Consider the following 26269-nt stretch of genomic DNA (forward strand, 5'->3'; position numbering starts at 1 on the left):
TTAAATCACCCTTTTCTTAAAAAATGGTTCTGCTTCTCTAATGCAAATCATGTTTTTCCGCTTGACTATAAACATTTCCACCCATTTTTCTTCATCATAAATATAACGGGCATAAACACGTGCCAACTCATCATTATCGGCTTCAACTGTTCCAATATGCATTAGGTCATCACCACGATTGATTCTTGAAAACACATCATATTCAAAATTTTGGACCTTATTATCACTCATTTTGAACTGACCCCCCAGGACTTTAATATCAGCCTGCCTGCTTCACTCATTTGGTCGACCGTCCAAGCTGGACTCCAAACCACCTCTATTTCCACTGCATGAACACTTTCTTCTTTAAGAAGCCTTTTTTTAATATCACTCTCAATCCACTGCATGCACCCGCATCCCGTTGAAGTATATGTCATCGTTACATACGCTGTATTCCCTTGCTTTTCTACGCCATAAATCAAGCCCATATCCACGATGCTTATAGGAAATTCAGGATCAGAAACTTCTTGCAACGCATGGATTAATACCGGATCCTTATATAACACCCCACCCATCTAAATCGCCTCATTTCGATATTCATCAAGTAGCTGATACCCTTTTTGAATCCGGTTAACGAACTCCTGATTTTGTGGACCACGCTGCTTAAAACGGTTGATGACATTATCCCACGTATCGGGTTCATCATATTTCCACCGCTTATTTTCCACATCGAATTTACATGGAAAAGGAACTTTCAATTCATACCTTCCAGTCCCTTCATTATAATGAGCAGGTAGATTAAGTCCGAGGGATTCACAGAAAGGAACGGCAGTAGACATCCATTTCTGCCTTAATTCATCATTAGTCTTTCCTTTTAATTTATAATCCAGCTGGGCTGACCTGCTTTTCAAGTTATCTGCTACACCGAAGAATTCAAGGGACATGATGAACATCCAATCAATCGCTTCTTGAACCTGCTTAGCCGTTTCAGGATCTTTCATGGCTGCCTTCATTATGATTTCTCCGTTTCTTAAATGGAATAGTTCCTCCTTATCAACTTTGACCAATGCCCGTTTCCAAGGTCCGTATGATGTATGTTGGTGCGCATCTCCCAATAAGGTGTAACCAGCTCGATCAAATAATCCGTTGAATACTCCCAGTTCAACCCAGTTATCTAATTTAAAATCAAAAGCATATGGATTCTTCCATCTATTTGGCGATCGCTCATATAGCATGAATTGAACGTTTTCTCCTAAATCCTTTAATAATCTGTACGCAATATGCGCATGGCCGATTTCATCCTGCATCACTGCAAGTGCTGTGATTTTGTAATTTAAATTAGGGGCTTCATTATAGACAGTCAGAAGTGGCGGAACACTTAACAATTCTGTATCCGCAACTATCATCAAAGTTTGTTTCAATGCCTTTTTATAGTTTTCATCCATATCTTCCAGTCTTTCGACCACAAACCCGGCTTGGATCTTGCCCATCAAATCATTTGTAAATCCTGTCATCTGTCTCTCTCCCATCATATTATGTTTTTTAAACCATCGTCTTATATAAGTAATATAATAATTTACTTTATCTGGTTAGTCAACACTTTATCAGATTTTTCAGATAACAAATAAAGCGAGATGCACAAAAGTGCATCTCGCTTTATTTGTTATAATTCGTAGCGAAACATTCCGCCATTTGAAATTTTTTGTATTCTTTTTTCTTCAACTAAATATTCCAGATGTGCTAACGTTTCCGCAATGGCGAATCGCCATTGATGATCAGTGAGCTTCTTTTGTTGAAAAAGTTTTTCCGTAATTTTATACGCCACTTTATTTGTTTCCAGAATGGTTAAAATGGTCGTTAAACGTTCATGATGATGTTCAATTATTTCCTTAGCCCTCTGGGCAAGATTCACTATTGGTGTTCCATGGGCAGGATATGCAATGCTCACATCCTGTTCAACAAGTTGATACAAAGTTGAAAAGTAACTTTTTAGAGGGTTTTGATCGGAATTTGGCCAAAGACTAATATTCGGAGTGATCTTATTCAAGACTACATCGCCTATTAACATGATTTTTTGGGTCTCTTGATAAAAACATAGATGTCCCTCCGCATGACCACCATATGTTTTGACGCTCCATCTTCCTCCAGGACTATCTATATAGTTTTCTTGAAAACCCTCAATCTCAGGAAGTGGACTCACTTTATTCGAGAAAAACAATACGTTTTCTCTCACTTTAGTCAACAAAGGCTCAGGTACGGAATGTTTACCAAATAATTCGTATATTGCTTCAGCCTGTTTCGTATTCCCGCCAAAGACAGTTTTAATCATCTGGGCTTCCGCATCACTCATATAAACGCGAGCACCGGTTTTTTGCTGCATCCAGCTGATTAAGCCAGTATGATCAGGATGAAAATGGGTCAGGATAATCTTTGATATATCTGTTGGTTTAATGGACAACTCTTCAAGAACTTCTTCCCAATACTTCTTGGCGACTTCTGTTGGAAACCCAACATCCACCAGTACGATTTCTTCTTCCATTCGAAATAAATAACAATAAACATGCTTCATGGGGAATGGAACAGGTATGCCTATGCGAATTAAATAATCTGTTAATTGTTGATAGTTCCCTAATGGCTCAGTAATGATCATCACTCCCTAAAACTGGTTTCCAATTGTGTTGAAAGGCAAGCAACGCTTCCTTTCTATCTCCTGTTACGACTGTTAACTGATACGCTTTTGATCCAATTACAATGCCTGTGCGTAAAACAGCAGCATTCCCCTTATTAATCGCACATTTGTCATAATCAAGGCCACCCAGTTCTTCCAAACCTTTTTCTGTAACATGGATTTTTTGCTGCATAAAACCTTCCTCTTAATCATGATAGATTTCTGAAAAAGGGTTAATTGCTTTCTCGCGATTTACAAATCCTGCTTTATCAGGAGGATATTCCATGATTGATTCAAAATATTTCACTGCTTTGACCGAGGTAAGCTGATGAATATTCCAAAATAGCTCCCTGGCCTTGATTCCATGCCAGTCTTCAGGTAATAAATCCAGCGGGAAACTAGGGTCCAGGAAAAGGAACTTCCTATATTCGTGAACAAGCCGGGTTCGTTCATAAAAACATTCTTCATTTGAAATGCTATCTTCCCATACAGCCTGCTGCATGTCCTGAAGCTTCGTTTCATATTGCTGTATGAAAGTTAAATAGTTTTTGTTTATTTCATTTAAATTCCAACAAGCACGTAAAATCTCTTCATTTGAGTGGGTGATGACTTGACTGGAACTGAAAATAATCAGGTAGTCCTTTAAATCATATGTATCCATCAAGGTCAGAACTTGTTTTTCCAATGGATTGGGACTGACCCAAATACTATTGGACAAAAGCCCGAAACCTGTCCAGCTCAATTCCTTACGCACTTGATTCCTCAGCACTCGCTTCTCCTCAGGGATGGAGTATGTAACAACTCTCCACAAACCATCCCAATGATTATTCCGGATCGTATAAACACGTTTGACACCATCATCCATATTGCGTTTCCCTTTTTGAGTTAATGAATAATAGCTTTTATTGCCTATTTTTCGCCCAGTAATTAAATCCTGTTGAACAAGACGCAGAATAGCTCCACGTACCGAGGATTCAGAAACACCAAAATGCCCCATCATTTTAATAAGTGTCCCAATCCATACTTCCCCACCGTAGAATTGGACGAAATCACCAAAAAGAGTATACAATAATGACCTTGGTTTCATGTTGATTCTCCTGTTCTCATAAAGCCTTTTCTTCTTAATGTAATCTAAATTGGCTCAATTTTCAAACTTGTTGGAGATAAACATCCCTTCATACCCCGCTATATGACTTTTAATATTCTTTTTATATTTTCTGGAATTGGTACAGCCTTAAACCCATCACCCCCGATGGAAGTCCAAGCGCGAATTTCATAACCATACCCAGTCCTTTTTTCCCCACAATAAACCTCATGATGAAAACGAATGGTCTTTGTTTTCACCTCATTCACATGAGTGTATACTGTCACTTCATCGTCATAGAACAGCGGTTTTTCAAAAGTGCACTTTGCTTCAAGTAATGGAATGATGATTCTCTTCTCTTCTTCCAAATATTTAGGGCTCATATTTATAGAACGAAAAAAATTATGTCCCGCTAAATCGAACCATTTATAATAATTCGGATAATAGACAATTCCTGCTCGGTCTGTATCACCCCATTGAATTTGAAATTTCGTTTCGTTCACGCGCCTTTTCAAATGAGTTTCTTCCATTATATATACACCATCCTCCCAATCGCATTCGTAGTAAAAAAGCAATATCGGCAGGAACCGATATTGCTTTTTTTACTTTTAAAAGGACAAATCAATCATTTACCTTTCCACTGTGGTTCACGCTTTTCAAGGAAGGAAGCTAAACCTTCTTTAGCATCTTCAGAGCGGAATAAAAGATTCTGTATTTCCCCTTCATAACGAATCGCCGCGTTTAAAGGCATTTCTTTACCGTTCATTATCGATAGTTTTATATTAGTTACTGCATAACTAGCTTTACTTGCGACATTTTTGGCATATTCCAATGTTTTTTCACGTATTTCATCTTGTGGGAAAACCCGATCTACTAATCGTATTTCCTTAGCTTCCTGAGGTGAGATAGACTCCCCTGTGATATTCAGGTCGATTGCCTTGGAGTGACCAACTAATCTAGCCATACGCTGTGTCCCCCCAGTACCTGCAAGGACCCCAAGGTTAACTTCCGGTAAACCGATTTTCCCTGCACTATCACCCATAAAGCGAAGATCACAACCCATCGCCATTTCCAGTCCCCCACCTACTGTGTGACCTTCGAGGCATGCAATCCAGATTTGCGGTGAACGGGCAATTTTATCAAGAGTTTCATTACAGAATAAGCAGAATTGTGTTTTAAAAACCGGATCAGCAGCTTTAAGGAAGTTAATATCCGCTCCGACCGAGAAGAATTTAGGCATATCACTCATTAATACAGCTACTTTCATATCTGGATCAAAACGAATGTCATCAATTGCAGCATTTAATTCTTTGTAAAAATCAAGCGTATAGGCATTAGTCTTATTAATATGAAGATGTACCTCCGCTACCCCAGTTTCTTTGTTTTTTTGGATTGTAAGCGTTTGCTTTGCTTCGACTGCTGTACTCATTATTCAACACTCCTCTGAATTTTATATTACGTTTTATTTCCTTCCGTTTATATTACATAATATACTACTAAATTTTCAGAATTGCAATTATTTTTGGTAAATTATTTAAAATTTACATTTAATATGTTATTTGTAGCTGTTTTAACAATGATATGGAATGTTCATTTTGACAGCAGTAAAAACCTGGTTTCGAATATTAAGATATAAGATAGCAATAGGGACGAGCTTAATAGAAAACATGATCGATTATAAAGAAATGACCAACTCATATAGAATTGGTCTATTTCACTTTTTCAATCACCATTCTTCATGCTCCAACATATAATACCTCAAAGGAAAACCGGGGGTATCAACATGCAAGACAATCAACATGGATCGCAAATGAATGAGGTTGAAAAGTTTGATGAATGGGTAAAAAGTTTTTTTCTGGATCCGGAAACTTGTGCGTTGGATCATCAACTTTTTTCAATTGATATATACGAAAGTGACGATGAGTATATGGTGGAAGCAGTTTTAGAAAATCATGATGTTAAAGATATAAAAGTTTGCCTATGTGATAATGAGCTATCGATCATCGTTGACGATACTGATAAGCCAATTCTTGAAAAAAAAGAAGATACACTGCCCACACAGAGAAAGATCCCTTTCCCCTTTTCGATTTGCTCTCGAAGAATTACCGCTGAATTCTCGAATCCGATATTGGTGATTCGCATCCATAAGTTTTCCCCCGGAAAAACGGCTGAAGATATTGACATTGAGTAGTTCATTCATAAAAATAAAAAGAATGGCCTAGGGAACTAACGGGTTCTCTTTTGGGGTGCAAAAATCAATTGCACAATACATTTTTAACGTGAATTCACACATGAATTCACGTTTTTTATTTCCTTGAAATTACTACACTCTTTGATGTTTTTATTAAAATTAAAGCAGGATTTCGCATACCAATTATCTAATATGGAAATAATTATTGTACAGTGTGAATTTAACTGTGAATTATGAAGGAGGAACAGATATGGAGTTTATTAAACCCAAGAAAACCCAAGGACGAAAGGTTAATTGGATAGTGTCTGAACACACTAGAGCAATCGTTAAATACTATGCTCAATACACTGAATATAGTGAAGATGAAGTTGTGGATACATTTTTAAAGAATTTACTCAAGGACGAAGATTTTATGGAGTGGATTCAGAAGAAGCGTTTTAACAAACGAATTACAGACCAGCTCTTAATCAATGTTGAGGAGGAAGAAGAACAACTTGTCTAAATTGAAAAGACTTGCTACCAAAGAAGATAATATTGTTGTTATTGAAAGTCCCATCACTCGCACCGAGTTGTCGGAGCGTGAAAAAGATTATCCTCTCCTTTTTTCCTCAGACTTTGCAAAAAAATATCGTGACCCGCTGTTTCAACACGTGAAATTTCACTTCAAAGGTCAACCCTTCCTCATTCAATTTAATCGTTGTACGATGGGCATCTCCTCGCTATACTTCCTTTCTAAAATTGACCGAAATAAGATCCGCAAAGGCTTATCGAGAATATGTAGATGCGAGGGAAGAATTGAAATCATGGGGCGGTGGCGGTTCGAGCGATGAAGCCTCCATTACAAAGTTAGCCATTGCAAAATCAATTTCTATCCTCCGCTATCATAAGTTTTATGAAACAGTCAAGAAGGATGGTAGCCAACATCGAAAGCGGGCTAAGAATCCTATCGAACATCCACTTCCTTCAATTGACCAAGGAAAGCGTTTGGTAGATTGTACTACTGATTTATCATCTTATGAAATTGAGCATGTGGCTAACACGTTGGTTAAGGTAAATGACAAGGCTACAAGTGCATTCATGCAACAGATTAGACGCAGATTGTCTATTTTGGAGCGTCCGTTGGTTACTGCAAGAGGGGAAGGAAAAAGCTATATATATGCTAATTTTAACCCTAAGTATGCCCAATATGCTTTAACCATCCTTCGTACTTTCTACAACTTCTGTTTGCCATACAATTCATGGGATAAAGTGAAGGCTACACCAGCTCAAAGATTGGGGATTGCCGATAAACAATTTACGATGAAGGATATTATTTATTTTAAGTAGGTTCCGTTATCTATTGTTGTTGATTTACTTTATTAAACTATTTGGAAGTTTTGTTGAACAAGTTGTAAATTTAACATGTTAAAGTAAGAGCATTCCTTTGCAATGAGAAATGCTTTTTATTTTTGTTAAAATTACAATGATATTTCAATAACAATAATAATATAATATAAAACAATACGCATTTATTGTTAAACGATAAATTATGTGATAAAGTCAAAACTGACATTAAATAAGTGAGGTGCACTTTATGAAACAAGGAACAACACTCTTTTTGAAGATGGCTGTTATTCTTATTGGAATCCCAATTCTCGCTTTGTGCATATTTTTAGTGCCTAAGATTGGGATTTTTGCTGGAGAATTATATCCAGAAATGGCTTATATGAAACCTCTCGTTTTAATCGATATGTACGCAGCAGCGATTCCTTTTTACTTTGCTCTGTATCAGGCTTTTAAACTTTTAAGCTATATTGATAAGAACGAAGCGTTCTCGGAATTATCGGTAAAAGCTTTAAAGAAAATCAAAAACTGTGCCATCACAATCAGTACCTTGTACCTGCTAGGCATGCCACTTTACTATCTCATGGGGAAGAAAGTTGACCCTCCAAGTTTCATACCATTCGGATTGGTCATCATTTTTGCTTCGTTGGTTATCGCCGTTTTTGCTGCTGTCCTCCAACGGCTTCTACAAGAAGCGATTAACATAAAATCAGAAAATGATTTGACGGTCTGAGGTGGAGGATATGGCAATTATTATTAATGTTGATGTGATGTTAGCAAAACGAAAAATGAGCGTAACGGAGCTTTCGGAGAGGGTTGGAATTACCATGGCGAATATTTCCATTCTGAAAAATGGGAAAGCAAAAGCGGTTCGTTTTTCAACATTAGAAGCGATATGTAAGACTTTGGATTGTCAGCCGGGTGATATTTTGGAGTACAAAAGCGAGGAGGACACTCAATAAAAACAGACAACAAATTTATTTAACTAACAGGAGTCGATAGAGAATTTAAGGGATAGCCATTAAGCTATCCCTTCTTTGCGTTTATTGATGTTATTTACTCAGAGAATTCCATTGAGAATTTCATTGTATTGACAAAAAACATGATGTGATTTGCAATGTTTGCACCTCAAAAGGGAACCCATTATTAGGGAACCACATCCCCCTTAGCCATTCTTTTTTCTTGATTATCCAGCAAAATAAAAGGACGTTCGACTTCCATTTTGTGTCGATATGACTTGCAGCTGTGCATCGATTCTCTCTTTCAATTCCGGCACATGGGAAATTATCCCGACCAATCTCCCGGTGCTTTGTATATCCATTAATGCTTCAATCGCATGATCAAGAGATTCAGGGTCGAGCGTACCGAAACCTTCATCGATGAACATCGTTTCGAGTGAAATACCGCCAGCATTCTGCTGGACAACATCCGCAAGTCCCAAAGCAAGTGCAAGGGATGCCTTAAAGCTCTCGCCTCCCGAAAGGGTTTTGACATGCCTCTCATGTCCTGTATATTGGTCATACACAGATAACTCCAGACCGCTCTGGATGTTCCTGCGTGTAGGATCAAGCTTTCGCAACAGCTGATATCTGCCGCTTGTCATTTTCAGCAGCCTTGAATTGGCTTCTTTTAAGATATCATCTAAAAAGGCTGCCAGTACATATCGTTCAAAAGTTATTTTGAAGGAGTTTTGACCTTTGGAAATCTCAGACAGATGACCGACGATACTGTACCTTTCATCTAAACTTTTCTGATTTTCCCTGATTTGCGCCAATTTCCTTTCGATTTCTTCGTTAGTCCGAATTTCAGCCTGTAATACATTCTGATTTTGGCGTAACGACTCCAATTCTCCATCTATGAAATCGAAAGTCTTTTTCAATCCTTCAAGATCTGGTTTGGCCACATCTTTTAATTTCATTTCCAAATCATGAAACAGACTTAAAACACTTTGCCAATTTTGATTATACTGTTGTACTTGGTCCTCCAAATTCCCCAGAGCCGCTTCCGATTTTTTTGCTGCCGTATATTCTTTATAATTGGAAAAGCCTTGATTTGTCATATCCGTAATTAACTTTTCCCGCTCCTCTTTCAATTCTGTATTTAAGGCCTCTATATTTCCACTTAGGGATTCTTTTTTTGCAATGATGGCCGATTCTCTTTCCTTCACCAGTTGGAGGTTTTTTTGTGCATCATCAAAGGCCGATTGTAAGCGTTTCTGTGTATTTACAGCCATTTGATAAGCATCATTATATTCTTCCTCAGTCCGTATTCCGTCTGGCAGGGAATCGGTTAATCCTGTTAGTTTTGTAGAGTTTTCAATATACCTCGTTTTCCCTTGGTCCTCTTTTCTCTCTAAAGAGATCATATTATCCTTAAGCTGGGATGCTTTCTCTTTTAATTCCTGCAACCTTTTTTCCAGATCATTGAGTACAGACTTTTTCCGCATCAATTCTTTTAGCTGCTCTTGAAGCACTTTTCCTTTTTGTACAAACTGTAGCAAATGCCCATCAATATTTTCACACCTAAACTCCGGCATGTCATTTTGTATGTCACTAAGCTTTTCTTGTGAAGACTCTACCAGTGCATCATATTTTGATTTCGCTTGATAATAGTCACTTTCCGCTTGGCTTTTTTGTTGTTCTGCAGTTTTCAGCTTGTTTTCTTGCTCTTTCAGTTCCAAATCCGTCGGCATATGCTCATGCAATTGCGCTGGTTTTGGATGACTTTGCGAACCGCACACAGGACAATTTTCTCCAGAATGCAACATGGAAGCAAGCATACCCGCTTGGCCAGATCTCCAGTTTCGATTCAGGGTTTCCAGTTTTTCCTTCTCCTGAATTTGTATTCTTTGTAACTCTTGGAACCGATTATTCTTTTCATCCAGAACTCGTTTCGTATTCTGGATTTCATAAAGAACTTCTTGAAGCTTTTTAATCTTAGATAACGATTGATTATTTCTTTCTGCTTCAATTTCCTGATCACGATAAAGAACAGCCGCTTTTTCTGCTTCTGTTTTTTCTTGAACGACTTTCTCTGTTTCCGCTTCAATCGACAGATGTTCCGAAACAGTTTTTTCACGAAGTCGTTTGCTAGTTTGCCACTCTTTTTCATCTATAGTAACCTGTGCTTTTAAGCTTGCAAAAGTCATGACAGCATCTTTTACCTGCTCAAGCTGATGAACAGTTCGGACTGCCTGCTCTCTTTGATTATCCTTCAACTTTTCCTTATCATAGGAATCCTGCTTCTCAATGCGCTCAATCCGTAACTTCTCGGACTGCTCACTTAACTTTTTAAGTTCGGCATTCGCATCTTGTACTTGTTTGCCAATTCGCAAATAGTATTGTTCCTGCTTTTCAAGCGAAGCCGCTTTGTGTGCCATTTTTATTTGGACTTTCACTAATTCCATTTCCGGCAGCTTTGCTTCAAGGGCCTCCTTTTCATTCCGCAGTTTTTCTTTTTCCGAAAATCGATTTAATAAATCGACAGCTTTTGAAAGTTCTTGATTTACTTGATCACGAGCTTTCTGCTTTTCTTGTATTTGTTTATTTATATATTCACTTTTTTCTGCCGCCTGCAAAATGACTTCCTGTAACAGCGGTAAGATCTGTTGTTCACTAGGCTCTTCCCCTTGTATTTGTGCCTGTAATTCTTCATTATTGCCAGGCTGGATGCCTTTCATTAATTCAATTCGCCGCTGAGCACTTTTTTCACTTTCCTTTTTTAGGATGGAAGCCTCTTCTTTTAATTTTTCTTCTATTCGTTTATAAAGTTCAGTATGAAATAATTTCTGGAGAATCTGTTCTTTATCCTTGCTGTCGGAAGTTAACAGTTTTCGAAATTCATTCTGTGGAATCATCAGGATTTGCCGGAATTGATTAGCGTCAAGTCCAATGAGTACTTTGATTTTTTCTTCAACTTCCCGTACATTTGCTCCCAGCAATTTTTTTCCTTCGGCCAATATTTCATATAATTCAGCCTTTGCTCCAACCGTTGTTGTTCCTTCACCTGCTTTTTTCTTGCGTTCCTGCTGCGGGGACCGGGTCACCAAATACGTTTTTCCACGCAGTGTAAATTGCAACGAGACTTCCGTCAATATATCATCTTCGGCAAACTGACTTCGTAAATCTTGCCCGCTTCGATCTTCACCACTGGCTTTTCCATATATCGCAAAACTAATACCATCAAATATCGTTGTTTTCCCTGCGCCTGTCTTTCCAGAAATGACAAACATCGTCCGTTCTCCAAGGGAATTAAAGTCAATGGTTTCCCTTCCTGCATATGGTCCGAATGCCTGCATCGTTAATATATCCGGTCTCATTTCAAAGCCTCCTCTTTCTTAACAGCCTCAATTACCGAAACCATCAAATCCTGCTTTTGAGAATCAAAGTCCCGGTCTGTCATTTCTTGATAAAACGTTTCAAACAAGTCCAATTCTGATTTCCGTTCATCTTTTACAGAGGAGAAAGATTTTTTTCTTCTAAGGTCGGTCAAATCCCATTTACGCTCTAGATGTAGTACGTTCGGATAAATCTGGCGCAAGCGGTTAATAGGATCAATGAGTGCCCCCTCATCATTTAATGTTATTTTCAAATAGTCATCCCTTTTTTGCGATTGATAGAATGCCGGATCGAGTAACTCTTCCATAACTCCGGATATCTCCCTCATATCGAACTTGGGTGCCAAAGAACGATAGCGTATATCAAAGCTTCCATCTTCTTGCATATCGACGATGGAAAGCGACTTATTTTGCTTGGCCTCGGAAAAAGAATATTTTAATAGTGATCCAGAGTAAAACACCTTAGGATGACGTATTGCGTCTGGACTATGTAAATGCCCAAGTGCCGTATAATCGAACGCATCGAATATGTCGGATGAAACACAGCCTGAGCCACCTACAGACAAGACCCTTTCCGAATCGCTCGTTTTTCCGCCTAATACAAAAGCATGTCCTACGAAGACATTCGGCTCACCCTTATTGAAATTCTCGGCAATCGTTCCGGTTATCCGCTTCATCGCTTCTTGATGGGAATGGATACTATCATCTTCAAACAGATGGCGGACCGTCCCAGGTTCTGCATATGGAACACAATAAAAGTTCACGCCTTTGATACGGACCGGCTCACATGTTTTTGTCAATTTCCCATGAATGTATAACTGACTATGACGATACCACGATGAACCGAATGCGAGTCTTTCCGCAGAATCATGGTTTCCCGATATCGCAACAATCGGAGTATTCATTTTCACATTAATCGTATAAAGGATTTCATCAAGAAGCTCCACCGCTTCAGTCGGCGGAACGGACCGATCATATAGATCACCGGCAATCACAACCGCATCCGGTTTTTCCTCTTCGACAATTTCTATGAATTGCAAGAGTGCATGCCTTTGGTCATCTGTCATATGTACCCCGTGAACGATTTTCCCCAAATGCCAATCAGCCGTATGGATAAATTTCATAGTTTCACTCCGTCCTAATTTTTACTTACTATTATTATATCAAAAATTTTACGAATAGCATGGTTTGGGTACAAACGTTCTGATTTTTACCACACTGCCCCATTCTTTTGAAAGATTCAGAATAAAAAAAGCAAACTCCAAAAGAGTCTGCTTTTTTAATCATTAGCTGAATAAGTGTTCATATGGAACCATATTCACCTTTCTTTCAGTTAATTTTTTTTGTAAAAATTTATGGTCACGTTTTGGTGTGGCAATGATATAGCCGCGTATCACTAAATCTTCCGTAATATCGCCCGCTTTTTCCTTTAACGCCAACTCACCGATTTTCCCCGCGATTTTATGACGTGCAACATCACGAAAAAGTTCTGGCACAGGGCTCACTAAATCTTCCAGTAATTCCTTTTGCTGCTTTGACCATAAGTGCTTTGTTTGTTCCAAATAGTATTCTTCCCAATCCATATCGGATTTCCCATCTTCTTTCGGAAATCTTTTCAGGAACTTCCGAAACATGAAAAAGCCACCTATGCTCATCAATATAATTAAAAGGGCTACCCAAAATAGAATAAACCATAAAAACCATCCACTAAGCAAAGTACCACCTCATATGTATAAAATGATCGTCACTATTATTATAGACAGTAACCCATATCTTTACAAGACTGGCAATGTAATCATTCCTGACCGTTCACTTCCAGCAAGACAAGCGAAAATTCCCCCACCGCATTTTCTTCATATAGATTCGTGACCGAAGTTGCGTAGTTAAAGATCTCTGCTCGAAACTCCTCGTTTGACTGTGGAATCTTTAAATCAAATACCATTTGATAAAGCAGTGTTGTAATATCATGATATTCACTATGTGTAACCCTGAAATTGAAACTGACTTTTCTAATTCCCTTTCCTTCAGAATCCTTTACAGTTTCAGAAAGAAAGTCAGTGACATGCAGTGGAACATCGTTTAAAATGACCTTGTCTACCATTATCAACATCTCCTTAATAAATTGGTTAAAGACATGTTATCACTAGAAACGTTCAGCTTCCAATTATTCAACCCCGAAAAAAATAAAAAAACGTGCATAGGAAACCCAAACACGTTTTCTTCAAATCAATTTACTTTCCCTTTTTCACGATTATACGCCATTTAGCGTCATCGATTTGCTCAAACTCCGTAATTTCATGACCTTCGGTAGCAGCCCAACGCGGAATGCTCTCCGTTGCTTGTGTGCAATCGAAATTAATGATCAATTCCTCTCCTATTACCATGTCCACTATCGCTTCTTTTGCTTCCACTAAAGGGAATGGACATACCATTCCAGTCGTTTCCAATACTTTTGCCATTTATATTCCACTCCTTGAATTAAAAATTTTTGACTCGTATCTTATGCCGATTTGGATGCAGCTGCTGTCAGCTTTTCCTTACGGATAATCGTAAAATAAGTTGCTACCCATGTACCCAGCAGGAAAAAGACAATAGCAATCCAACCCTGCCAAGCAAATAGCGCCGAGTTCACCAAACCATTTCCGATAGTGCATCCCCCGGCAACACTTGCACCAAATCCCATGATTACACCGCCAATTGCATTGTTACGTAACGTTTTCATATCAGGCAAACGCCAACGGAATTCCCCGCTTCCTTTGGCAGCAATGAAAGCGCCGAGGAAAATACCCAATACTAAAAACGTACCCCAGTCGATTAACGCATCATCTCCTGTTATAAGGAAGGTTAGAATGTTCGCGGAAGGCGCTGTAATTCCAAGTCCGAACATCCTGCCTGTCATTGCGCTTAGCGGCCATGCCATGATTGCAATAAGGCCGACCAATAATGCTGTAACAAAGGGATGCCACCGTTTCTCGAATAAGATGTGGGCCAATCCCGTTTTTTTCGGTTTCATTTTAAAAATTGGAAGTTTCGGTTTTCTCAATTCACGAATCACCAATAGGCCAACCAAAAGTGTCACAATAATAACAAGCACCCATGGTGAAACATTTAATGTTTCATGAATATACGTATCACTTGTACGATAAGATAACAGATTATCTCCAGCCACTTTCCATACACCATATTTCGTCATTGCTGCCCCTAGCATATATCCAAAAAGAGCAACCCAACTTCCGATCATACCCTCTCCGGCACGATACCATGTTCCAGTGGCGCAACCTCCTGCCAGAACCATACCAATGCCAAAAATAAAGCCACCCACGATTGTTCCCAACCATGGAAAACCATCATTTCCAAACTGAATGACCCCTGTATCATTCAATGCATAAACACCAATACTTTGTATCGCTATTACAATAAATGTAGCTAAGAACATCCGTCCATCTTTAGCTAAAATCAAATCACGATATGCACCAACAACACAGAAACGGCCTCTTTGAAGCACAAATCCCAGCAGTAAACCACAAATAATCCCGAACATAATCATTTGTAACATGAACCGTTTCCTCCTTAAGTAAAATATTATAATAATACTAATATAATATAATCCGGATAAAATTACTAGGTTTTAGGATGAATTTTTCCCCCTCATAAAAAGTTCCCAGGCAAATGAAAAACCTGAGTCATTTATCGACTCAGGTTTATTGATTGTTCTTTGATTAAATCCTACAGTACATGTATTACACCATGCTACTTCTGTCGAAACTGGCTGCTTTAACTTTCTTATATTGGTAAAGCATGGCAATTCTCCACGGAACGATCATCGCAAAAGCAAGTAAGAAAAACATTCCACTCAATACACCGATTTCAATCGTGCTTCCCAGCATCAGTTTTGCCACCAGTCGAATCACCATGAGACCGATCAATATGAATATGAATGCTTTAGAGCGCAGAATATAAATTTTTTCATCTCTAACTTCAAATTTAGATGTTTTTATCAATAAGATGGAAAATAGCATCCCTGCAACAAGAGCCTCCAACAATTCGTATCGAGTCACCCGGAACATCGGGAAAATAAACATCAAAGCACCCGTACTCATAAACAGCGGCGGTAAAATGATTTTCTTTTCATTCACTGGTTTTTTCGTTTCCTTCATCCGTAACATGAAAACACCTATAGCCATCACAATCGCTATACCTGTTGATATATATATCATCTCTTAACCATCCCTTTAAACTAAAAATAGGTAAGTACCATTATAAATTATATATGACTTCAATTTATAAACAAAGTATATATTACCTATTTGAGATAAACAAGGAGAGTGTTGTTAATCAAGCGCCGTTTTTATGTCATCCTATACCAATCCCTCGTCAGAATGCTTGACGTTAAAATCTTGCGCCCCAGCTTCTATACCCTCGACAACCATTTTTTGCTGACCCATGGCAGAGCACATTAGCCTGAAATTCCTTCTTAATTTCTTTAACGGCATCCAGAACGCTCAAGATTGACATGGGAATATCCATCATTACAAGGTCAGGATTCCAATTTTCGATATCATCCAATGGCTTCTCGTCCATTCCCGCCCTCACTGACCACTACATTGTCCTGCTTAGGTAAAATATTTGAAAGTGTCATTCTCATAAGCTTTGCATCTTCAACGATAAATATTCGGGCCATAGCCGTTCTTCCTCACACAACAGCATGATAAATCCTATAATTTTAAAATCACATCATAAAACCTAATTAAAGACAATCCATTTTGAATTTTATTGAAAAAATAGCTTATTATGGACTAAAACCCGGTAAAGCCACCGAATAGTCTAGACAGGACTGCGATTATTTTGGTCATCCAATCAAAAAACAAAATCACACCCATTACAATCATTAAATATCCGCCAATCTTCATGATGTACTGGCTGTACTTTTTGATCCATGTCAATTTTCCGACAAAGAAGGATAATATGAAAAACGGTATGGCAAATCCTAAAATATAGGCAGTCATATAGCTCATGGACGCACTAGGATTAGTTGCACCCAGTGAAATGACAGCACCTAATAGCGGACCTGCACAAGGGGTCCATCCAGCCGCAAAGGCAAGTCCGATAAGAATGGAGCCTATATATCCGCTAGGTCGGTTCTTAAATTCAAAACGACTGTCTTTCATCAAAGATTTCGGCTGAAAGATTCCTACAATGAATAAACCAAAAATGATAATCAGGATGGCTCCAATCTGACGAATTAGTTCTTTATAATTCGAGAAAAAAGAACCTAGGTATGATGTGCTAAACCCTATTGCAATAAAAACCAGAGAAAACCCAAGAAGGAAGAATAAAGTATGCAACATGCTTCTTCTTTGGAGCATGGCGTTCTCGGATTTGATTTCACCAACACTCATACCAGTGATATAAGATAAAAAGGCCGGATATAGCGGTAAGCAGCATGGCGAAATAAAACTCAGAAATCCCGCCCCAAAAGCTAAAAAAATATTAATATCATCCAAATAAGCTCACTCCTATGTATGTCAACCTATAAACATTGTAACAAATTAGATAAAAAAATACATTTATGGAACTTTGAATATTTCATGACAACCAATTGCTTATAACTGGATGGGGCACGGATTAGGTTAACTTATTTGAATTCATTTGTCCAAGCCGATATAATTGTTATATTCATACATATTTTACAACGAACACATAATAAGGGTACCTTGAAAAAATGTTGGGGCCAGAAAGGAAATATAATGGCTAAAAAGAATGAATTTCTCGAACAGATTGAATTAAAGAGAAATGAACTTATCAAGATTGTCGCTAAAGATGGTTTAAACTCGCATGTTGCCGTTGAATATAGCCAGCAACTCGATCAATTATTAAATAAATATAATGAACTTTTTTATAAAACTGGTTCAGGTTTTTAACTCAGTTCATCTCCCATAGATAACCACATATGTTATTATATGAATTATTTTGCTGTCAAACTCCCCTTTTTGCATTCATTCTCATTTGAATACTTAGACATGACCTTTGCTATATCTAAACAGGCAAGCGCTATGTGCGCTGCCTGTTTTTTCATTTAAAATAATGCAAATGACATGTTCCAATATCAACATCGGATGTCGGTGCATAGTTTGTCACAACAAGAATAATAGGAGATCCAGCTAAGATAAGAATTGTCCGGAAATTGCAGCACCCCACTAATAAACACCTCCTATGTACTGTTTTCGGTACTTAATGCAGGCAGAATAGTCGCTGAATCACCAGTATCTGAGAAAAAGCTTGCTGGATCAATTGAAAGCGTGGTTGGGCCAGTCGATGCGTCAGTCACCTCATAAAATAATCGGGTGACCCGAATCAGGTAATGCCGGATCCATCAAAGGTATCCTTTATGAATTTATTCATAAATGGCATTTTAATTACGAGTAAAAGTACGAAACTCACGAGTAAATCAGCGAATTTCACGAGTAACATAGATATAGCAGGAGGTCATTCGTTTGAAGACCCTAATTGTGACTGTTACACCCAAAATATTCATGACGAAGTCTACCTACAGAATGATAAAGGAATGTGTTACGGTTTCTGAAGACAGTAGCATCTCAAAAAGCAAAACTTCCTCCCATCCAGATTTTCATGCAGTACACTGTAATTGTAGTAGCTGACACAGTGAACATTCCTCCTCTTTTTCTGAAACGGGCTCATCTCCCTTTAGTACAGAACCTGTTTCCTTTTTTCTCCACGGCAATCATTCAGATTAAAATGAGAAAATTATATTTGACAAATCGCTCAAAAAATATTATCTTTAATTAAAGATAAATTAATTCGAGATAACAATCTTACTTTTTTTAATATAAATCTCGAATTAAAAATATCTAAATTAAAAATAAATTCCAGGAGGAATCATAAATGATTGGTATAGGTTTATTAGATATACGTGTGGTAATTGGGTTATCGTTTGTTGGACATGGAGCTCAAAAATTATTTGGATGGTTTGGCGGACATGGCTTAAAAGGTACAGGGGGCTGGTTCGATTCGATTGGCATGAAGCCAGGAGTTACCATGGCCCTATTTGCAGGTCTATCAGAGCTTATTGGCGGAGCTTTATTTGCTTTAGGTCTCCTTACACCCTTTGCCGGTATATTAATTGCACTTACAATGCTCGTTGCGATCGTTAAAGTCCATGGATCAAATGGCTACTGGGCAACTCAAAATGGTTATGAATATAATCTTGCCGTTCTTGCAGTGGCGATTGGCGTTGCGTTAACCGGAGCTGGCCCTTACTCACTTGATTCTTTTCTATTTTAAAGAAAGCTTCGGTTTTATAATCCCTACATTATGAAAAACACGGAGTTGGATAAAACCACTCCGTGTTTTTTCTTTTTCCTTAGAAAAACCAGGACGTATTTTCTCCAGATTCTAACCTTTGGTACGAATGTATAAGGATCAGACTTCCAACAAGTGATTTTCGATTTAAAATTCCCCTTAAAATCAAGTACATATACTATTAAAGTTCATATCAATTTTTATCAGAGTCTTCTCATACAGTTTTTTTCTTCTATCCATTATTGGACATGGCAGTGTTTGGAGTAGCTGCTGGTTCTGTGAAAGCATTTATTCTTAAGAAAAGAAGTATATTTTTTTATTAGATTCTATGTAGTGTTTTCCGGATGGCAGTACACATTATTTTTTTAAATATACTTCTACTTAGGTTACCATTTTGTATTTAATCTGCCCTCTATAATACGAGAGAAAAAGACAAAAAAATAATCTAACATATAAAGACATCGTCGTATAGATGAACTGCGCCCCAATTTACGGAAAATATAAAGAAAGTGCCTATGAAGCAAATAGGTGGTCCCGGTATTGTCATTTTCTTAAGCCCCCTTTGGCTCTTCTGGGCGTGGAGGCTTTCCTAAGTTAGTCCTCTAAAGCTGGATTCTGGAAGAGTGGTGTCCTCCTTCCTTTTCCAAGCGTTCCGTAAATAAAGCCCCTTTCCTCGCCAAAATTTCCGATTGTATCTGACCTTAAGACTTAATTGCTGGTAATGAAAATTCGTAAGTCTTTCCCCTTTGTTATTTTCCGAAACAGATTGGAAATAGAATATTCAGTTACTCATTCTTTTCAAGGATTGAATTTGAAAATACTTCACTCATCTAAATGATCCTTCCATAAACATAAAAACCCCGGACAAGGAACACTTTTATATGTGTGTCCGTTGTCTGGGGTTATTTTTTCCAAGTATATTCATTCCATAATGGTTTTGAACACCATTATGCATTTTATATTTCACTAATATATGAAAGTCTATTTATTCAATCCCTGGAAACCATCCTGGAGAGTGGATGATCGCTTGCCATAATGGGTCTGGAATAGCAAGTTGCTGCTGATTATCCTTGTTTATTTTTGTCACGATTTCAGCTTCCCTGCCTTCTTCCACTTTTTGTACCCATTCAGGATCGATAATGATTTCACGGCCTAATGCGATTAACGGTACACCCGATTGCAGTGCTTTGATCGCATCATCCGCTGTATAGATGGAACCAACACCAATGACAGGTACTTGATCTCCAATACGTTCTTTTATAATTTCTATCCGAGGTCTGTCAACCTCGGCTCCCCTTCTTGCTTTCGACCAGAAATCCATTAATGATACATGAAGATAATCAAGATCTTTTGTTACAAGCCCATCAATTAATGCGAGTGTATCATCCATGGTGATTCCTGGTGTTTCAGGCTCCTCCGGTGAAAAACGATATCCTACGATGAACGGATCCGTGGCGTGTTCAGCAACAGACTTTTTCACTTCATCCACAACCGCTAATGGAAAAGCCAGTCGCTTTTCAAGTGAACCGCCCCACTTGTCTTCACGCCGGTTTGAATGCGGCGAAAAGAATTGCTGAAGCAAGTAACCATTTGCACCGTGAATCTCAACACCGTCAAATCCCGCTTCAATGGCCCGTCGTGTGGTTTCACCAAAGTCGAGAATGATCGATTCTATTTCCTTTTCAGCTAGTGGACGCGGAACTGCTTTCCCTTCGCCTCCCGAGGGGATATTGCTTGCACTGACAACATCGCCATTTACTAATTCCGGTGGTACCTCACGTCCGCCATGAAAAATCTGAAGAATTGCCTTTGCACCTTTTTCTTTAATCGCTGATGCCAAACGACTTAAACTAGGTATCAATTCATCCTGATCTCCGCCAAATTCCCCAAGAAAACCTTTGCCATTAGCCGTCACGTAAGTACATGCCGTTATAACCATGCCGACCCCACTTGACCTACGTTCATAATAGTTAACTTCGGCGTCGGTTACAGTCCCGTCGGGATTAGAAGAGAAATTTGTCATAGGCGCCATCACCAATCGATTTTTCACTTCTAATTTCTTTCCTATATTAAACGATTCAAATAATGGTGTATATTTAGAATTCATTTAGTAATCCTCCATTTGGTTACCCACCATGTTGGGTGGTATAAGTCCTTAATTCACAATATACATCCGCATATTATGATAATGATTCTGCATGTTTTGTGATTAATGCCGAAATGGCTTCTTTTGGCTGGAAGCCAATAGCTTGATCTACCTTTTCTCCATCTTTGAATAGAATTAGAGCTGGAATTCCCATCACTCCATATTCGCTTGTCGTATCTGAATTTTCATCCACATTAATTTTTACGATCTTAACCCGATCACCCATTTCCACATCAATTTCATTAAGCACTGGGGCAATCATTTTACACGGACCGCACCATGGTGCCCAAAAATCAACCAATACTAAACCTTCCTTGATTTCACTAGCAAAATTATCATCTGTTACATGTTCTATCGTCATGATCATTTCCTCCTTGTATTATCCGAAATATTTATGGTCTTTACTCATCATCTATTTAAATCAAGTTTAGCGATTCTATTTCCCGGGATAAGGAACTCTGATTTCCTCGAATTTATTTTCGGATGGATTTTGATGGATTCCAATTTACCGGATAACTCCATAAACCATGTTTCATCTTTAGAAAGTAATGCTAAATCAATTAAGGCCAAAAGATGATTTTCGTTACTGATTTCTAAATCCTGCAGTTTTTCAGTCCATTTACTCGGAATCCAAATCGATTTCCCAACCGCTTTTTCATTGTCACTTTCCACCACATTCACTTTAACGATTTCTCGATTATCACTTACCGTTTCAATGAAGCCATGGATAAGTTCCCCATCTCTTGATTTTCCTTGTACCCAATCCCCATTTTTGAACTGATCGTTTTCAACCATTTCCTTAACACCCCTTTTATGTTCATTTGATATTTAAACTATAGTTATTAACTGTAATAATAAAATATACATTTAATGCAGAAAAAAACTAAATCAATATCACGGACATTGTCTAATTTTTTCCAAAAAAGTGCTGAGAGTTATATCTTCTAAATATTTTTCAAAATATAATTCAGCTTCATCGAAGATTTGATTCATGACTATCTGGGTATTGGAAGATATGACACATTTTTTATCCGGATCACCTGTACACCACTTTGGTTTCAAAGTCCCATGTGAAACAGTTATATAAATATCCGCCAAACTTACCTCTTCAGGGTTACAGTCTAGAATGTAGCCTCCGCCAACACCTTCTTTAGTTTTTACAAATCCTTTTTTTCTTAAGCAGCTCATCATCTTTCGAATCCTTGCCGGGTTTGTACAAACGTTTTCTGCGATCGACTCGCTGCTTGCCATATGATCTGGTAGATAAGCTAAATAGACCAAACTATGCACAGCTATTGTAAAATCACTATTCACTTTCGCATCCTCCTCAAGAAGATTACTGTAATAATAATATTTACAGTTGATAAAGTCAAGTCAAAAAACTCGACAGCTTCCTCAACTGTGTTGATTAATTTATTGTTGTAATGAAATTCCCCCTACACAAAGGAAAGAGGGAATGATTTTTAGAGAGATATCTCATGCTTGAGAAAGATTCAATGCTGTATATGCCGATATTAGATTAACCTAGATTGCTCACTTTTATCCTGAGGATGATAAAAACCTTTTGAAACCATATTATCACCTAATTAACCCAAAAGAAGTTAAATACCCCTATACCAAAACTTCAGATGATATTATCGTAAAAGTTAAAACTTCAGCCATTTGCGGTTCTGACTTGAGCTTGATTCATCAAAAGATTCCAAATAACCCACGGATTATGTTATTAACCATAAGCCAATGGGGGCTGTCGAGGAAGTAGGTCCTGGTGTAAAAAATATCCAAATAACCACTCGACCACTCAGGTTAATTGCTTTTCTATTTATAAAGTTCATTCAACACAAAAAAACCTGATTACTTGGATGCTTACCTTTAATCAATTTTATATATTAACTAACTCTCTATTGGCTAAGTGCTTAAATAAAAAAGATTAATAGAAAAGATTTTTATTTTTCACATTTAGATTTCCTTCCAAAACAAAAACCACCTTAACTGAATCATTCATTCAGAAAAAGTGGCTTAAGAAACAAAAATGAAAGATAAACCAAAATTTTATATAAAATCGGTGGAAGAATTCAGTCTAAAGGATCAACCAGTTCGATATTATATAAAATTTTGCATCCAATCTTCCAAGAACATTGATATATCAAAGTTTCATGCTATCTTATTTTGTTTGTTGTTTATTCATGGCGCTCATCATTTGATTAATTTTCTTTTGGGATGGTTTCATACCCATTTGCATCATCATCATTTTCAACATCTGTTCGTTAATTGGCGGATTTTTCTTTAAGTAATCCATCATGTATTTACGAGCGATGAAAAATCCCAGCACTACTCCAGCAATCAATGCCAGTACGCCAACTAGAATGTAAACCCACATACTATTTCCTCCTTCATGTTGTCTAACATCAGTGTACTAGACCAAAGGTTATTATACAATACCCGCTACCGAAAAGTCCCCCATTTAGACAAATTTTCTTTCTTTTATTGGTTTTAACCAACCGTATTTTTCATGTTCGAAATCAATGGCCAGAAAACTCGCTTCATATTTTCGAATACTTTCAAAGAAAGCGGTCTCCGCTTCATAATCTCCTTCAGCTTTAAGAGTAATGGACTCATTTTGAATGATTAAAACGGCTTTACTTGTTCCGTTTGTTTTTTCTAAATAGTATTTTCCATTTTGTGCCCAATAATTCATCTTTTTTTGCAAACGTTGTTCAATAGCTACCTGCAACTGGTTAATCGGGACTGTTTTGGTGACATATTCGATTTGTTTTTGCAAAATACTCTTCAGTCTGCCCCTTGCTTGAATATACTCCAAAAACAAATTGAAAAATAGCTTTTCTCTTCCATAATAATGATGGGCAAATTCATCTTCGATTAAATAAATTTGATAGGTTCTCATCAGCCAATGCCTCCTAGCTCTCCTATTTTGGTCACGAAAACATCTAACCACTAGGACCCTCTCCACTATTTTCCACTATTGATAACTTTCCCCTTTAACTGACACATTTAAACGAAATTTATTTATTCTCATTATATATTGACAAACTAAAAAGATATGTTGTTTGCTGGAGAAATTTTTTTCTTTTTTTGTCGAATGGAAGATTTCCTTTAGAATAGGATCACATTCAATATAAAATAGGATTGTTTTTGGTAAAAAAACTGACACCAATCCAGTTGGTGTCAGTTCCCCATTACTATTATTTAAGCATTTCCTTAACTCGAGCAACTACATTTTCTACAGTAAAACCGAATTCCTCCATGATTTTACCACCTGGTGCAGAAGCTCCAAAATGATTGATGGCCAATATTTCACCCTCATCACCTGCATAACGATCCCAGCCAAATGGTGAAGCTACTTCGATAGCTAGACGTTTTTTCACTGCCGGATTGATTACGCTTTGTTTATATTCTTTAGATTGAGTTTCAAAACGATCCCATGATGGCATGCTGATTACCGAAACATCAATTCCTTCGTTCGCTAAAGCCTTCTGTGCTTCCACAGCCAAGTTCACTTCGGAACCAGTCGCAAGAAGTAATGCATCGGCTACTTCTTTCTTAGAAGCAGAGATGATGTAAGCACCTTTTGAAACACCTTCATACGCAGTTTCGGAAGTGTCTTTTATTGTTGGCAACCCTTGACGAGTCAGTACAAGAGCAGTTGGTTTATTTGTAGACTCCATTGCCACTTTCCAGGCTGCTGCCGTTTCATTGCCATCAGCTGGACGTATTACCCCTAGGTTAGGAATTGCGCGCAATGATGCTAATTGTTCGATTGGCTCATGAGTCGGTCCGTCTTCCCCTACAGCAATGCTGTCATGTGTGAACACATAGTTTACAGGCAGTCCCATTAGTGCTGCCATTCTGATGGCAGGACGTAGATAATCAGAGAATACAAAGAATGTTCCTCCGTATACTTTTAATCCACCATGAAGTGCCATTCCATTTAAAGCCGCACCCATAGCGAATTCACGTACACCGAACCATATATTACGGCCACTGTAATTACCAGGTAATAGATCTGTCTCACCTTTTATGGCAGTATTATTCGATCCGGCTAAATCTGCAGAACCCCCAATGAAGCTAGGGACCTTTTTGGCAATCGCATTTAGTACTTCCCCACTTGAAGCACGGGAAGCTAATGTCTTACCTTCTTCATAGACTGGAATTTCCTGATCCCATTCTGCAGGCAGTTCACCTTTGATGGCAAGCTCCAATTGCTCTGCTAACTCAGGATGTGCTTCTTTGTAATTTTTAAACAATTCATTCCAAGCCTCTTCTTTTTGAGCGCCTGCATCAACAACAGCTTCATTGAAGTGTGAATACACTTCTTCCGGAACATAGAAGTCCTCTTCGAATGTCCATTTATATGCTTCTTTTGTCAATTTCAGCTCATCTGCACCAAGCGGAGCGCCGTGAACAGCAGATTTACCTGAACGGTTTGGTGAACCGTAACCAATAACCGTTTTCACTTCGATTAATGTTGGGCGTGCATCATCGGTTTTCGCTTCTTCAATCGCTTTAGCAATTTCCTGAAGATCGTTCCCATCCTCAACGCGGATATATTGCCATCCATAAGATTTGAACCGGTCTGCTACGCTTTCACTAAATGATTGACTTAAGTCTCCGTCAAGGGAAATATCATTAGAATCATATAAAACAACAAGTCTTCCGAGTTGTAGATGTCCAGCTAATGAAGCGGCTTCTGCAGAAACACCTTCCATTAAATCCCCATCTCCACAAATGCTATATGTATAATGATCGACCACATTAAAAGAATCGCGGTTATAGCTTTCTGCCAAGTGACGTTCTGCCATTGCCATTCCGACTGCCATAGCGATACCTTGTCCAAGCGGCCCAGTAGTTGCATCTACACCAGCCGTATGTCCGTATTCAGGATGTCCTGGAGTCTTACTGCCCCATTGGCGGAAGCTTTTCAAATCATCGATAGATAAGCCATAGCCCGATAGATGAAGAAGGCTGTATAACAACATAGACCCATGACCAGCAGAAAGAACAAAGCGGTCTCTATTAAACCAATCTGGATTTTTCGGGTTATGGTTCATATATTCTGTCCATAGTTTATACGCCATCGGCGCTGCACCCATTGGCATACCTGGATGGCCAGAATTAGCCTTTTCAATTGCATCAATCGATAATGTACGAATCGTATTAATAGAAAGTGCATCTAATTTATCTAACATATCGTAAAAACATCCCTT

General features: G+C 38.1%; 31 protein-coding genes and 1 pseudogene. 8 read left to right on the plus strand and 24 right to left on the minus strand.

The genetic code is table 11. From position 1 onward, the window contains the following. The 8 genes from J7J00_RS19495 to J7J00_RS19530 form a co-directional block, all read right to left on the minus strand. Positions 1 to 231, minus strand: a complete 231-nt coding sequence (locus tag J7J00_RS19495; protein ID WP_214793742.1) for a hypothetical protein — start codon at positions 229 to 231, stop codon at positions 1 to 3. Beyond that, positions 228 to 554 (minus strand): metal-sulfur cluster assembly factor, encoded by a 327-nt coding sequence (locus J7J00_RS19500; protein WP_214793745.1) that lies wholly within the window; start codon positions 552 to 554, stop codon positions 228 to 230. The genes J7J00_RS19495 and J7J00_RS19500 overlap by 4 nt, the downstream gene beginning before the upstream one ends. Continuing rightward, positions 555 to 1493: a Phenylacetic acid catabolic protein gene (locus J7J00_RS19505; RefSeq protein ID WP_214793748.1), complete on the minus strand. Its 939-nt coding sequence runs from the start codon at positions 1491 to 1493 to the stop codon at positions 555 to 557. It lies immediately after the preceding gene. Positions 1494 to 1642: 149 nt separating this feature from the next. Continuing rightward, positions 1643 to 2629: an MBL fold metallo-hydrolase gene (locus J7J00_RS19510; protein ID WP_214793751.1), complete on the minus strand. Its 987-nt coding sequence runs from the start codon at positions 2627 to 2629 to the stop codon at positions 1643 to 1645. Continuing rightward, a complete protein-coding gene (locus J7J00_RS19515; RefSeq protein WP_214793754.1) occupies positions 2616 to 2840 on the minus strand; it encodes a hypothetical protein in 225 nt (74 codons plus the stop codon). Before J7J00_RS19515 ends, J7J00_RS19510 begins: the two co-directional genes overlap by 14 nt. A 12-nt stretch (positions 2841 to 2852) precedes the next feature. Further along, positions 2853 to 3734, minus strand: coding sequence for a PaaX family transcriptional regulator (locus J7J00_RS19520; RefSeq protein ID WP_207437903.1), 882 nt, complete (start codon positions 3732 to 3734; stop codon positions 2853 to 2855). Between the two features lie 98 nt (positions 3735 to 3832). Then, positions 3833 to 4261, minus strand: a complete 429-nt coding sequence (locus J7J00_RS19525; protein WP_214793757.1) for an acyl-CoA thioesterase — start codon at positions 4259 to 4261, stop codon at positions 3833 to 3835. A 95-nt stretch (positions 4262 to 4356) separates the two neighbouring features. Continuing rightward, positions 4357 to 5160, minus strand: a complete 804-nt coding sequence (locus tag J7J00_RS19530; RefSeq protein ID WP_214793760.1) for an enoyl-CoA hydratase/isomerase family protein — start codon at positions 5158 to 5160, stop codon at positions 4357 to 4359. 354 nt (positions 5161 to 5514) lie between these two features. Here J7J00_RS19530 and J7J00_RS19535 point away from each other — a divergent pair, with 354 nt between their 5' ends. From J7J00_RS19535 to J7J00_RS19555, 5 genes are all read left to right on the plus strand, one after another. Next, positions 5515 to 5922: an Hsp20/alpha crystallin family protein gene (locus tag J7J00_RS19535; protein ID WP_214793763.1), complete on the plus strand. Its 408-nt coding sequence runs from the start codon at positions 5515 to 5517 to the stop codon at positions 5920 to 5922. 250 nt (positions 5923 to 6172) lie between these two features. After that, complete coding sequence (locus J7J00_RS19540) at positions 6173 to 6424, plus strand: hypothetical protein (RefSeq protein ID WP_034670468.1); 252 nt, start codon at positions 6173 to 6175, stop codon at positions 6422 to 6424. Between the two features lie 236 nt (positions 6425 to 6660). Then, on the plus strand, positions 6661 to 7248 hold the full coding sequence (locus J7J00_RS19545) for a hypothetical protein (protein WP_214793766.1): 588 nt from the start codon (positions 6661 to 6663) through the stop codon (positions 7246 to 7248). A 247-nt stretch (positions 7249 to 7495) separates the two neighbouring features. Next, positions 7496 to 7978, plus strand: a complete 483-nt coding sequence (locus J7J00_RS19550; RefSeq protein WP_214793769.1) for a DUF2975 domain-containing protein — start codon at positions 7496 to 7498, stop codon at positions 7976 to 7978. A gap of 10 nt (positions 7979 to 7988) precedes the next feature. Beyond that, positions 7989 to 8207: a helix-turn-helix domain-containing protein gene (locus J7J00_RS19555; RefSeq protein ID WP_214793772.1), complete on the plus strand. Its 219-nt coding sequence runs from the start codon at positions 7989 to 7991 to the stop codon at positions 8205 to 8207. Between the two features lie 224 nt (positions 8208 to 8431). Here J7J00_RS19555 and J7J00_RS19560 read toward each other — a convergent pair whose 3' ends face one another. From J7J00_RS19560 to J7J00_RS19600, 9 genes and pseudogenes are all read right to left on the minus strand, one after another. Then, on the minus strand, positions 8432 to 11563 hold the full coding sequence (locus J7J00_RS19560) for an AAA family ATPase (RefSeq protein ID WP_214793775.1): 3132 nt from the start codon (positions 11561 to 11563) through the stop codon (positions 8432 to 8434). Beyond that, the gene (locus J7J00_RS19565; RefSeq protein ID WP_214793778.1) at positions 11560 to 12705 is read right to left on the minus strand and encodes an exonuclease SbcCD subunit D; all 1146 of its coding nucleotides are present in this window, start codon (positions 12703 to 12705) and stop codon (positions 11560 to 11562) included. The genes J7J00_RS19560 and J7J00_RS19565 overlap by 4 nt, the downstream gene beginning before the upstream one ends. 162 nt (positions 12706 to 12867) lie before the next feature. Then, positions 12868 to 13296, minus strand: coding sequence for a DUF2621 domain-containing protein (locus J7J00_RS19570; protein ID WP_214793781.1), 429 nt, complete (start codon positions 13294 to 13296; stop codon positions 12868 to 12870). An 80-nt stretch (positions 13297 to 13376) separates the two neighbouring features. After that, entirely contained in the window at positions 13377 to 13682 is a 306-nt protein-coding gene (locus tag J7J00_RS19575; protein WP_098372930.1) for a DUF3219 family protein, read from the minus strand. Between the two features lie 130 nt (positions 13683 to 13812). Next, entirely contained in the window at positions 13813 to 14040 is a 228-nt protein-coding gene (locus tag J7J00_RS19580) for a sulfurtransferase TusA family protein (RefSeq protein ID WP_214793784.1), read from the minus strand. A gap of 41 nt (positions 14041 to 14081) precedes the next feature. Then, positions 14082 to 15137, minus strand: coding sequence for a YeeE/YedE family protein (locus tag J7J00_RS19585; protein WP_214793786.1), 1056 nt, complete (start codon positions 15135 to 15137; stop codon positions 14082 to 14084). Between the two features lie 184 nt (positions 15138 to 15321). Then, positions 15322 to 15798 carry a CcdC family protein gene (locus tag J7J00_RS19590; RefSeq protein WP_214793789.1) on the minus strand — a complete coding sequence of 159 codons (477 nt, stop codon included), beginning with the start codon at positions 15796 to 15798 and terminating at the stop codon, positions 15322 to 15324. 141 nt (positions 15799 to 15939) lie between these two features. Next, positions 15940 to 16262, minus strand: a pseudogene (locus tag J7J00_RS19595) (response regulator). Between the two features lie 115 nt (positions 16263 to 16377). Continuing rightward, a complete protein-coding gene (locus J7J00_RS19600; protein ID WP_214793791.1) occupies positions 16378 to 17085 on the minus strand; it encodes a cytochrome c biogenesis protein CcdA in 708 nt (235 codons plus the stop codon). Positions 17086 to 17328: 243 nt separating this feature from the next. Between J7J00_RS19600 and J7J00_RS19605 the strand changes: the two genes are divergently transcribed. The 3 genes from J7J00_RS19605 to J7J00_RS19610 all read left to right on the plus strand — a co-directional run bounded on the left by J7J00_RS19605 (position 17329) and on the right by J7J00_RS19610 (position 18883). Then, complete coding sequence (locus J7J00_RS19605; protein WP_098372928.1) at positions 17329 to 17502, plus strand: aspartyl-phosphate phosphatase Spo0E family protein; 174 nt, start codon at positions 17329 to 17331, stop codon at positions 17500 to 17502. Between the two features lie 440 nt (positions 17503 to 17942). Continuing rightward, positions 17943 to 18164 (plus strand): DUF4183 domain-containing protein, encoded by a 222-nt coding sequence (locus J7J00_RS29065; RefSeq protein WP_483861522.1) that lies wholly within the window; start codon positions 17943 to 17945, stop codon positions 18162 to 18164. 320 nt (positions 18165 to 18484) lie between these two features. Continuing rightward, on the plus strand, positions 18485 to 18883 hold the full coding sequence (locus J7J00_RS19610; protein ID WP_214793794.1) for a DoxX family protein: 399 nt from the start codon (positions 18485 to 18487) through the stop codon (positions 18881 to 18883). 1003 nt (positions 18884 to 19886) lie between these two features. On the opposite strand, the gene J7J00_RS19615 is transcribed toward J7J00_RS19610, so the two are convergent. The 7 genes from J7J00_RS19615 to tkt form a co-directional block, all read right to left on the minus strand. After that, the gene (locus J7J00_RS19615) at positions 19887 to 21008 is read right to left on the minus strand and encodes an NADH-dependent flavin oxidoreductase (RefSeq protein ID WP_214793797.1); all 1122 of its coding nucleotides are present in this window, start codon (positions 21006 to 21008) and stop codon (positions 19887 to 19889) included. Between the two features lie 73 nt (positions 21009 to 21081). Next, on the minus strand, positions 21082 to 21408 hold the full coding sequence (gene trxA / locus J7J00_RS19620) for a thioredoxin (protein WP_214793800.1): 327 nt from the start codon (positions 21406 to 21408) through the stop codon (positions 21082 to 21084). Between the two features lie 47 nt (positions 21409 to 21455). Next, complete coding sequence (locus J7J00_RS19625; protein WP_214793803.1) at positions 21456 to 21842, minus strand: IDEAL domain-containing protein; 387 nt, start codon at positions 21840 to 21842, stop codon at positions 21456 to 21458. Positions 21843 to 21941: 99 nt separating this feature from the next. Further along, positions 21942 to 22361, minus strand: a complete 420-nt coding sequence (locus tag J7J00_RS19630; RefSeq protein WP_214793806.1) for an RrF2 family transcriptional regulator — start codon at positions 22359 to 22361, stop codon at positions 21942 to 21944. Positions 22362 to 23208: 847 nt separating this feature from the next. Then, the gene (locus J7J00_RS19635; protein ID WP_034312934.1) at positions 23209 to 23424 is read right to left on the minus strand and encodes a YneF family protein; all 216 of its coding nucleotides are present in this window, start codon (positions 23422 to 23424) and stop codon (positions 23209 to 23211) included. 84 nt (positions 23425 to 23508) lie between these two features. Continuing rightward, positions 23509 to 23949 (minus strand): sporulation inhibitor of replication protein SirA, encoded by a 441-nt coding sequence (sirA, locus tag J7J00_RS19640; RefSeq protein ID WP_214793809.1) that lies wholly within the window; start codon positions 23947 to 23949, stop codon positions 23509 to 23511. 298 nt (positions 23950 to 24247) lie between these two features. Further along, positions 24248 to 26251, minus strand: a complete 2004-nt coding sequence (gene tkt / locus J7J00_RS19645) for a transketolase (RefSeq protein WP_214793812.1) — start codon at positions 26249 to 26251, stop codon at positions 24248 to 24250. Positions 26252 to 26269 lie beyond the last annotated feature (18 nt).

Origin of the sequence: Bacillus sp. ISL-4, from assembly GCF_018613275.1 — a bacterium.
In the GTDB taxonomy this organism is placed as follows: Bacteria; Bacillota; Bacilli; order Bacillales; family DSM-1321; genus Peribacillus; species Peribacillus simplex_E.

What these genes read in the sequence shown, in the direction of transcription:
- J7J00_RS19520 (WP_207437903.1), bottom strand. Translation starts at nt 3,734, where the DNA reads ATGAAACCAAGGTCATTATTGTATACTCTTTTTGGTGATTTCGTCCAA.
- J7J00_RS19560 (WP_214793775.1), bottom strand. Translation starts at nt 11,563, where the DNA reads ATGAGACCGGATATATTAACGATGCAGGCATTCGGACCATATGCAGGA.
- J7J00_RS19615 (WP_214793797.1), bottom strand. Translation starts at nt 21,008, where the DNA reads ATGAATTCTAAATATACACCATTATTTGAATCGTTTAATATAGGAAAG.
- J7J00_RS19585 (WP_214793786.1), bottom strand. Translation starts at nt 15,137, where the DNA reads ATGTTACAAATGATTATGTTCGGGATTATTTGTGGTTTACTGCTGGGA.
- trxA (WP_214793800.1), bottom strand. Translation starts at nt 21,408, where the DNA reads ATGACGATAGAACATGTAACAGATGATAATTTTGCTAGTGAAATCAAG.
- J7J00_RS19500 (WP_214793745.1), bottom strand. Translation starts at nt 554, where the DNA reads ATGGGTGGGGTGTTATATAAGGATCCGGTATTAATCCATGCGTTGCAA.
- J7J00_RS19535 (WP_214793763.1), top strand. Translation starts at nt 5,515, where the DNA reads ATGCAAGACAATCAACATGGATCGCAAATGAATGAGGTTGAAAAGTTT.
- J7J00_RS19610 (WP_214793794.1), top strand. Translation starts at nt 18,485, where the DNA reads ATGATTGGTATAGGTTTATTAGATATACGTGTGGTAATTGGGTTATCG.
- J7J00_RS19575 (WP_098372930.1), bottom strand. Translation starts at nt 13,682, where the DNA reads ATGGTAGACAAGGTCATTTTAAACGATGTTCCACTGCATGTCACTGAC.
- J7J00_RS19505 (WP_214793748.1), bottom strand. Translation starts at nt 1,493, where the DNA reads ATGACAGGATTTACAAATGATTTGATGGGCAAGATCCAAGCCGGGTTT.
- J7J00_RS19590 (WP_214793789.1), bottom strand. Translation starts at nt 15,798, where the DNA reads ATGATATATATATCAACAGGTATAGCGATTGTGATGGCTATAGGTGTT.
- J7J00_RS19540 (WP_034670468.1), top strand. Translation starts at nt 6,173, where the DNA reads ATGGAGTTTATTAAACCCAAGAAAACCCAAGGACGAAAGGTTAATTGG.
- J7J00_RS19495 (WP_214793742.1), bottom strand. Translation starts at nt 231, where the DNA reads ATGAGTGATAATAAGGTCCAAAATTTTGAATATGATGTGTTTTCAAGA.
- J7J00_RS19515 (WP_214793754.1), bottom strand. Translation starts at nt 2,840, where the DNA reads ATGCAGCAAAAAATCCATGTTACAGAAAAAGGTTTGGAAGAACTGGGT.
- J7J00_RS19625 (WP_214793803.1), bottom strand. Translation starts at nt 21,842, where the DNA reads ATGGTTGAAAACGATCAGTTCAAAAATGGGGATTGGGTACAAGGAAAA.
- J7J00_RS19555 (WP_214793772.1), top strand. Translation starts at nt 7,989, where the DNA reads ATGGCAATTATTATTAATGTTGATGTGATGTTAGCAAAACGAAAAATG.
- tkt (WP_214793812.1), bottom strand. Translation starts at nt 26,251, where the DNA reads ATGTTAGATAAATTAGATGCACTTTCTATTAATACGATTCGTACATTA.
- J7J00_RS19580 (WP_214793784.1), bottom strand. Translation starts at nt 14,040, where the DNA reads ATGGCAAAAGTATTGGAAACGACTGGAATGGTATGTCCATTCCCTTTA.
- sirA (WP_214793809.1), bottom strand. Translation starts at nt 23,949, where the DNA reads ATGAGAACCTATCAAATTTATTTAATCGAAGATGAATTTGCCCATCAT.
- J7J00_RS19565 (WP_214793778.1), bottom strand. Translation starts at nt 12,705, where the DNA reads ATGAAATTTATCCATACGGCTGATTGGCATTTGGGGAAAATCGTTCAC.
- J7J00_RS19635 (WP_034312934.1), bottom strand. Translation starts at nt 23,424, where the DNA reads ATGTGGGTTTACATTCTAGTTGGCGTACTGGCATTGATTGCTGGAGTA.
- J7J00_RS19510 (WP_214793751.1), bottom strand. Translation starts at nt 2,629, where the DNA reads ATGATCATTACTGAGCCATTAGGGAACTATCAACAATTAACAGATTAT.
- J7J00_RS29065 (WP_483861522.1), top strand. Translation starts at nt 17,943, where the DNA reads ATGCCGGATCCATCAAAGGTATCCTTTATGAATTTATTCATAAATGGC.
- J7J00_RS19605 (WP_098372928.1), top strand. Translation starts at nt 17,329, where the DNA reads ATGGCTAAAAAGAATGAATTTCTCGAACAGATTGAATTAAAGAGAAAT.
- J7J00_RS19550 (WP_214793769.1), top strand. Translation starts at nt 7,496, where the DNA reads ATGAAACAAGGAACAACACTCTTTTTGAAGATGGCTGTTATTCTTATT.
- J7J00_RS19530 (WP_214793760.1), bottom strand. Translation starts at nt 5,160, where the DNA reads ATGAGTACAGCAGTCGAAGCAAAGCAAACGCTTACAATCCAAAAAAAC.
- J7J00_RS19525 (WP_214793757.1), bottom strand. Translation starts at nt 4,261, where the DNA reads ATGGAAGAAACTCATTTGAAAAGGCGCGTGAACGAAACGAAATTTCAA.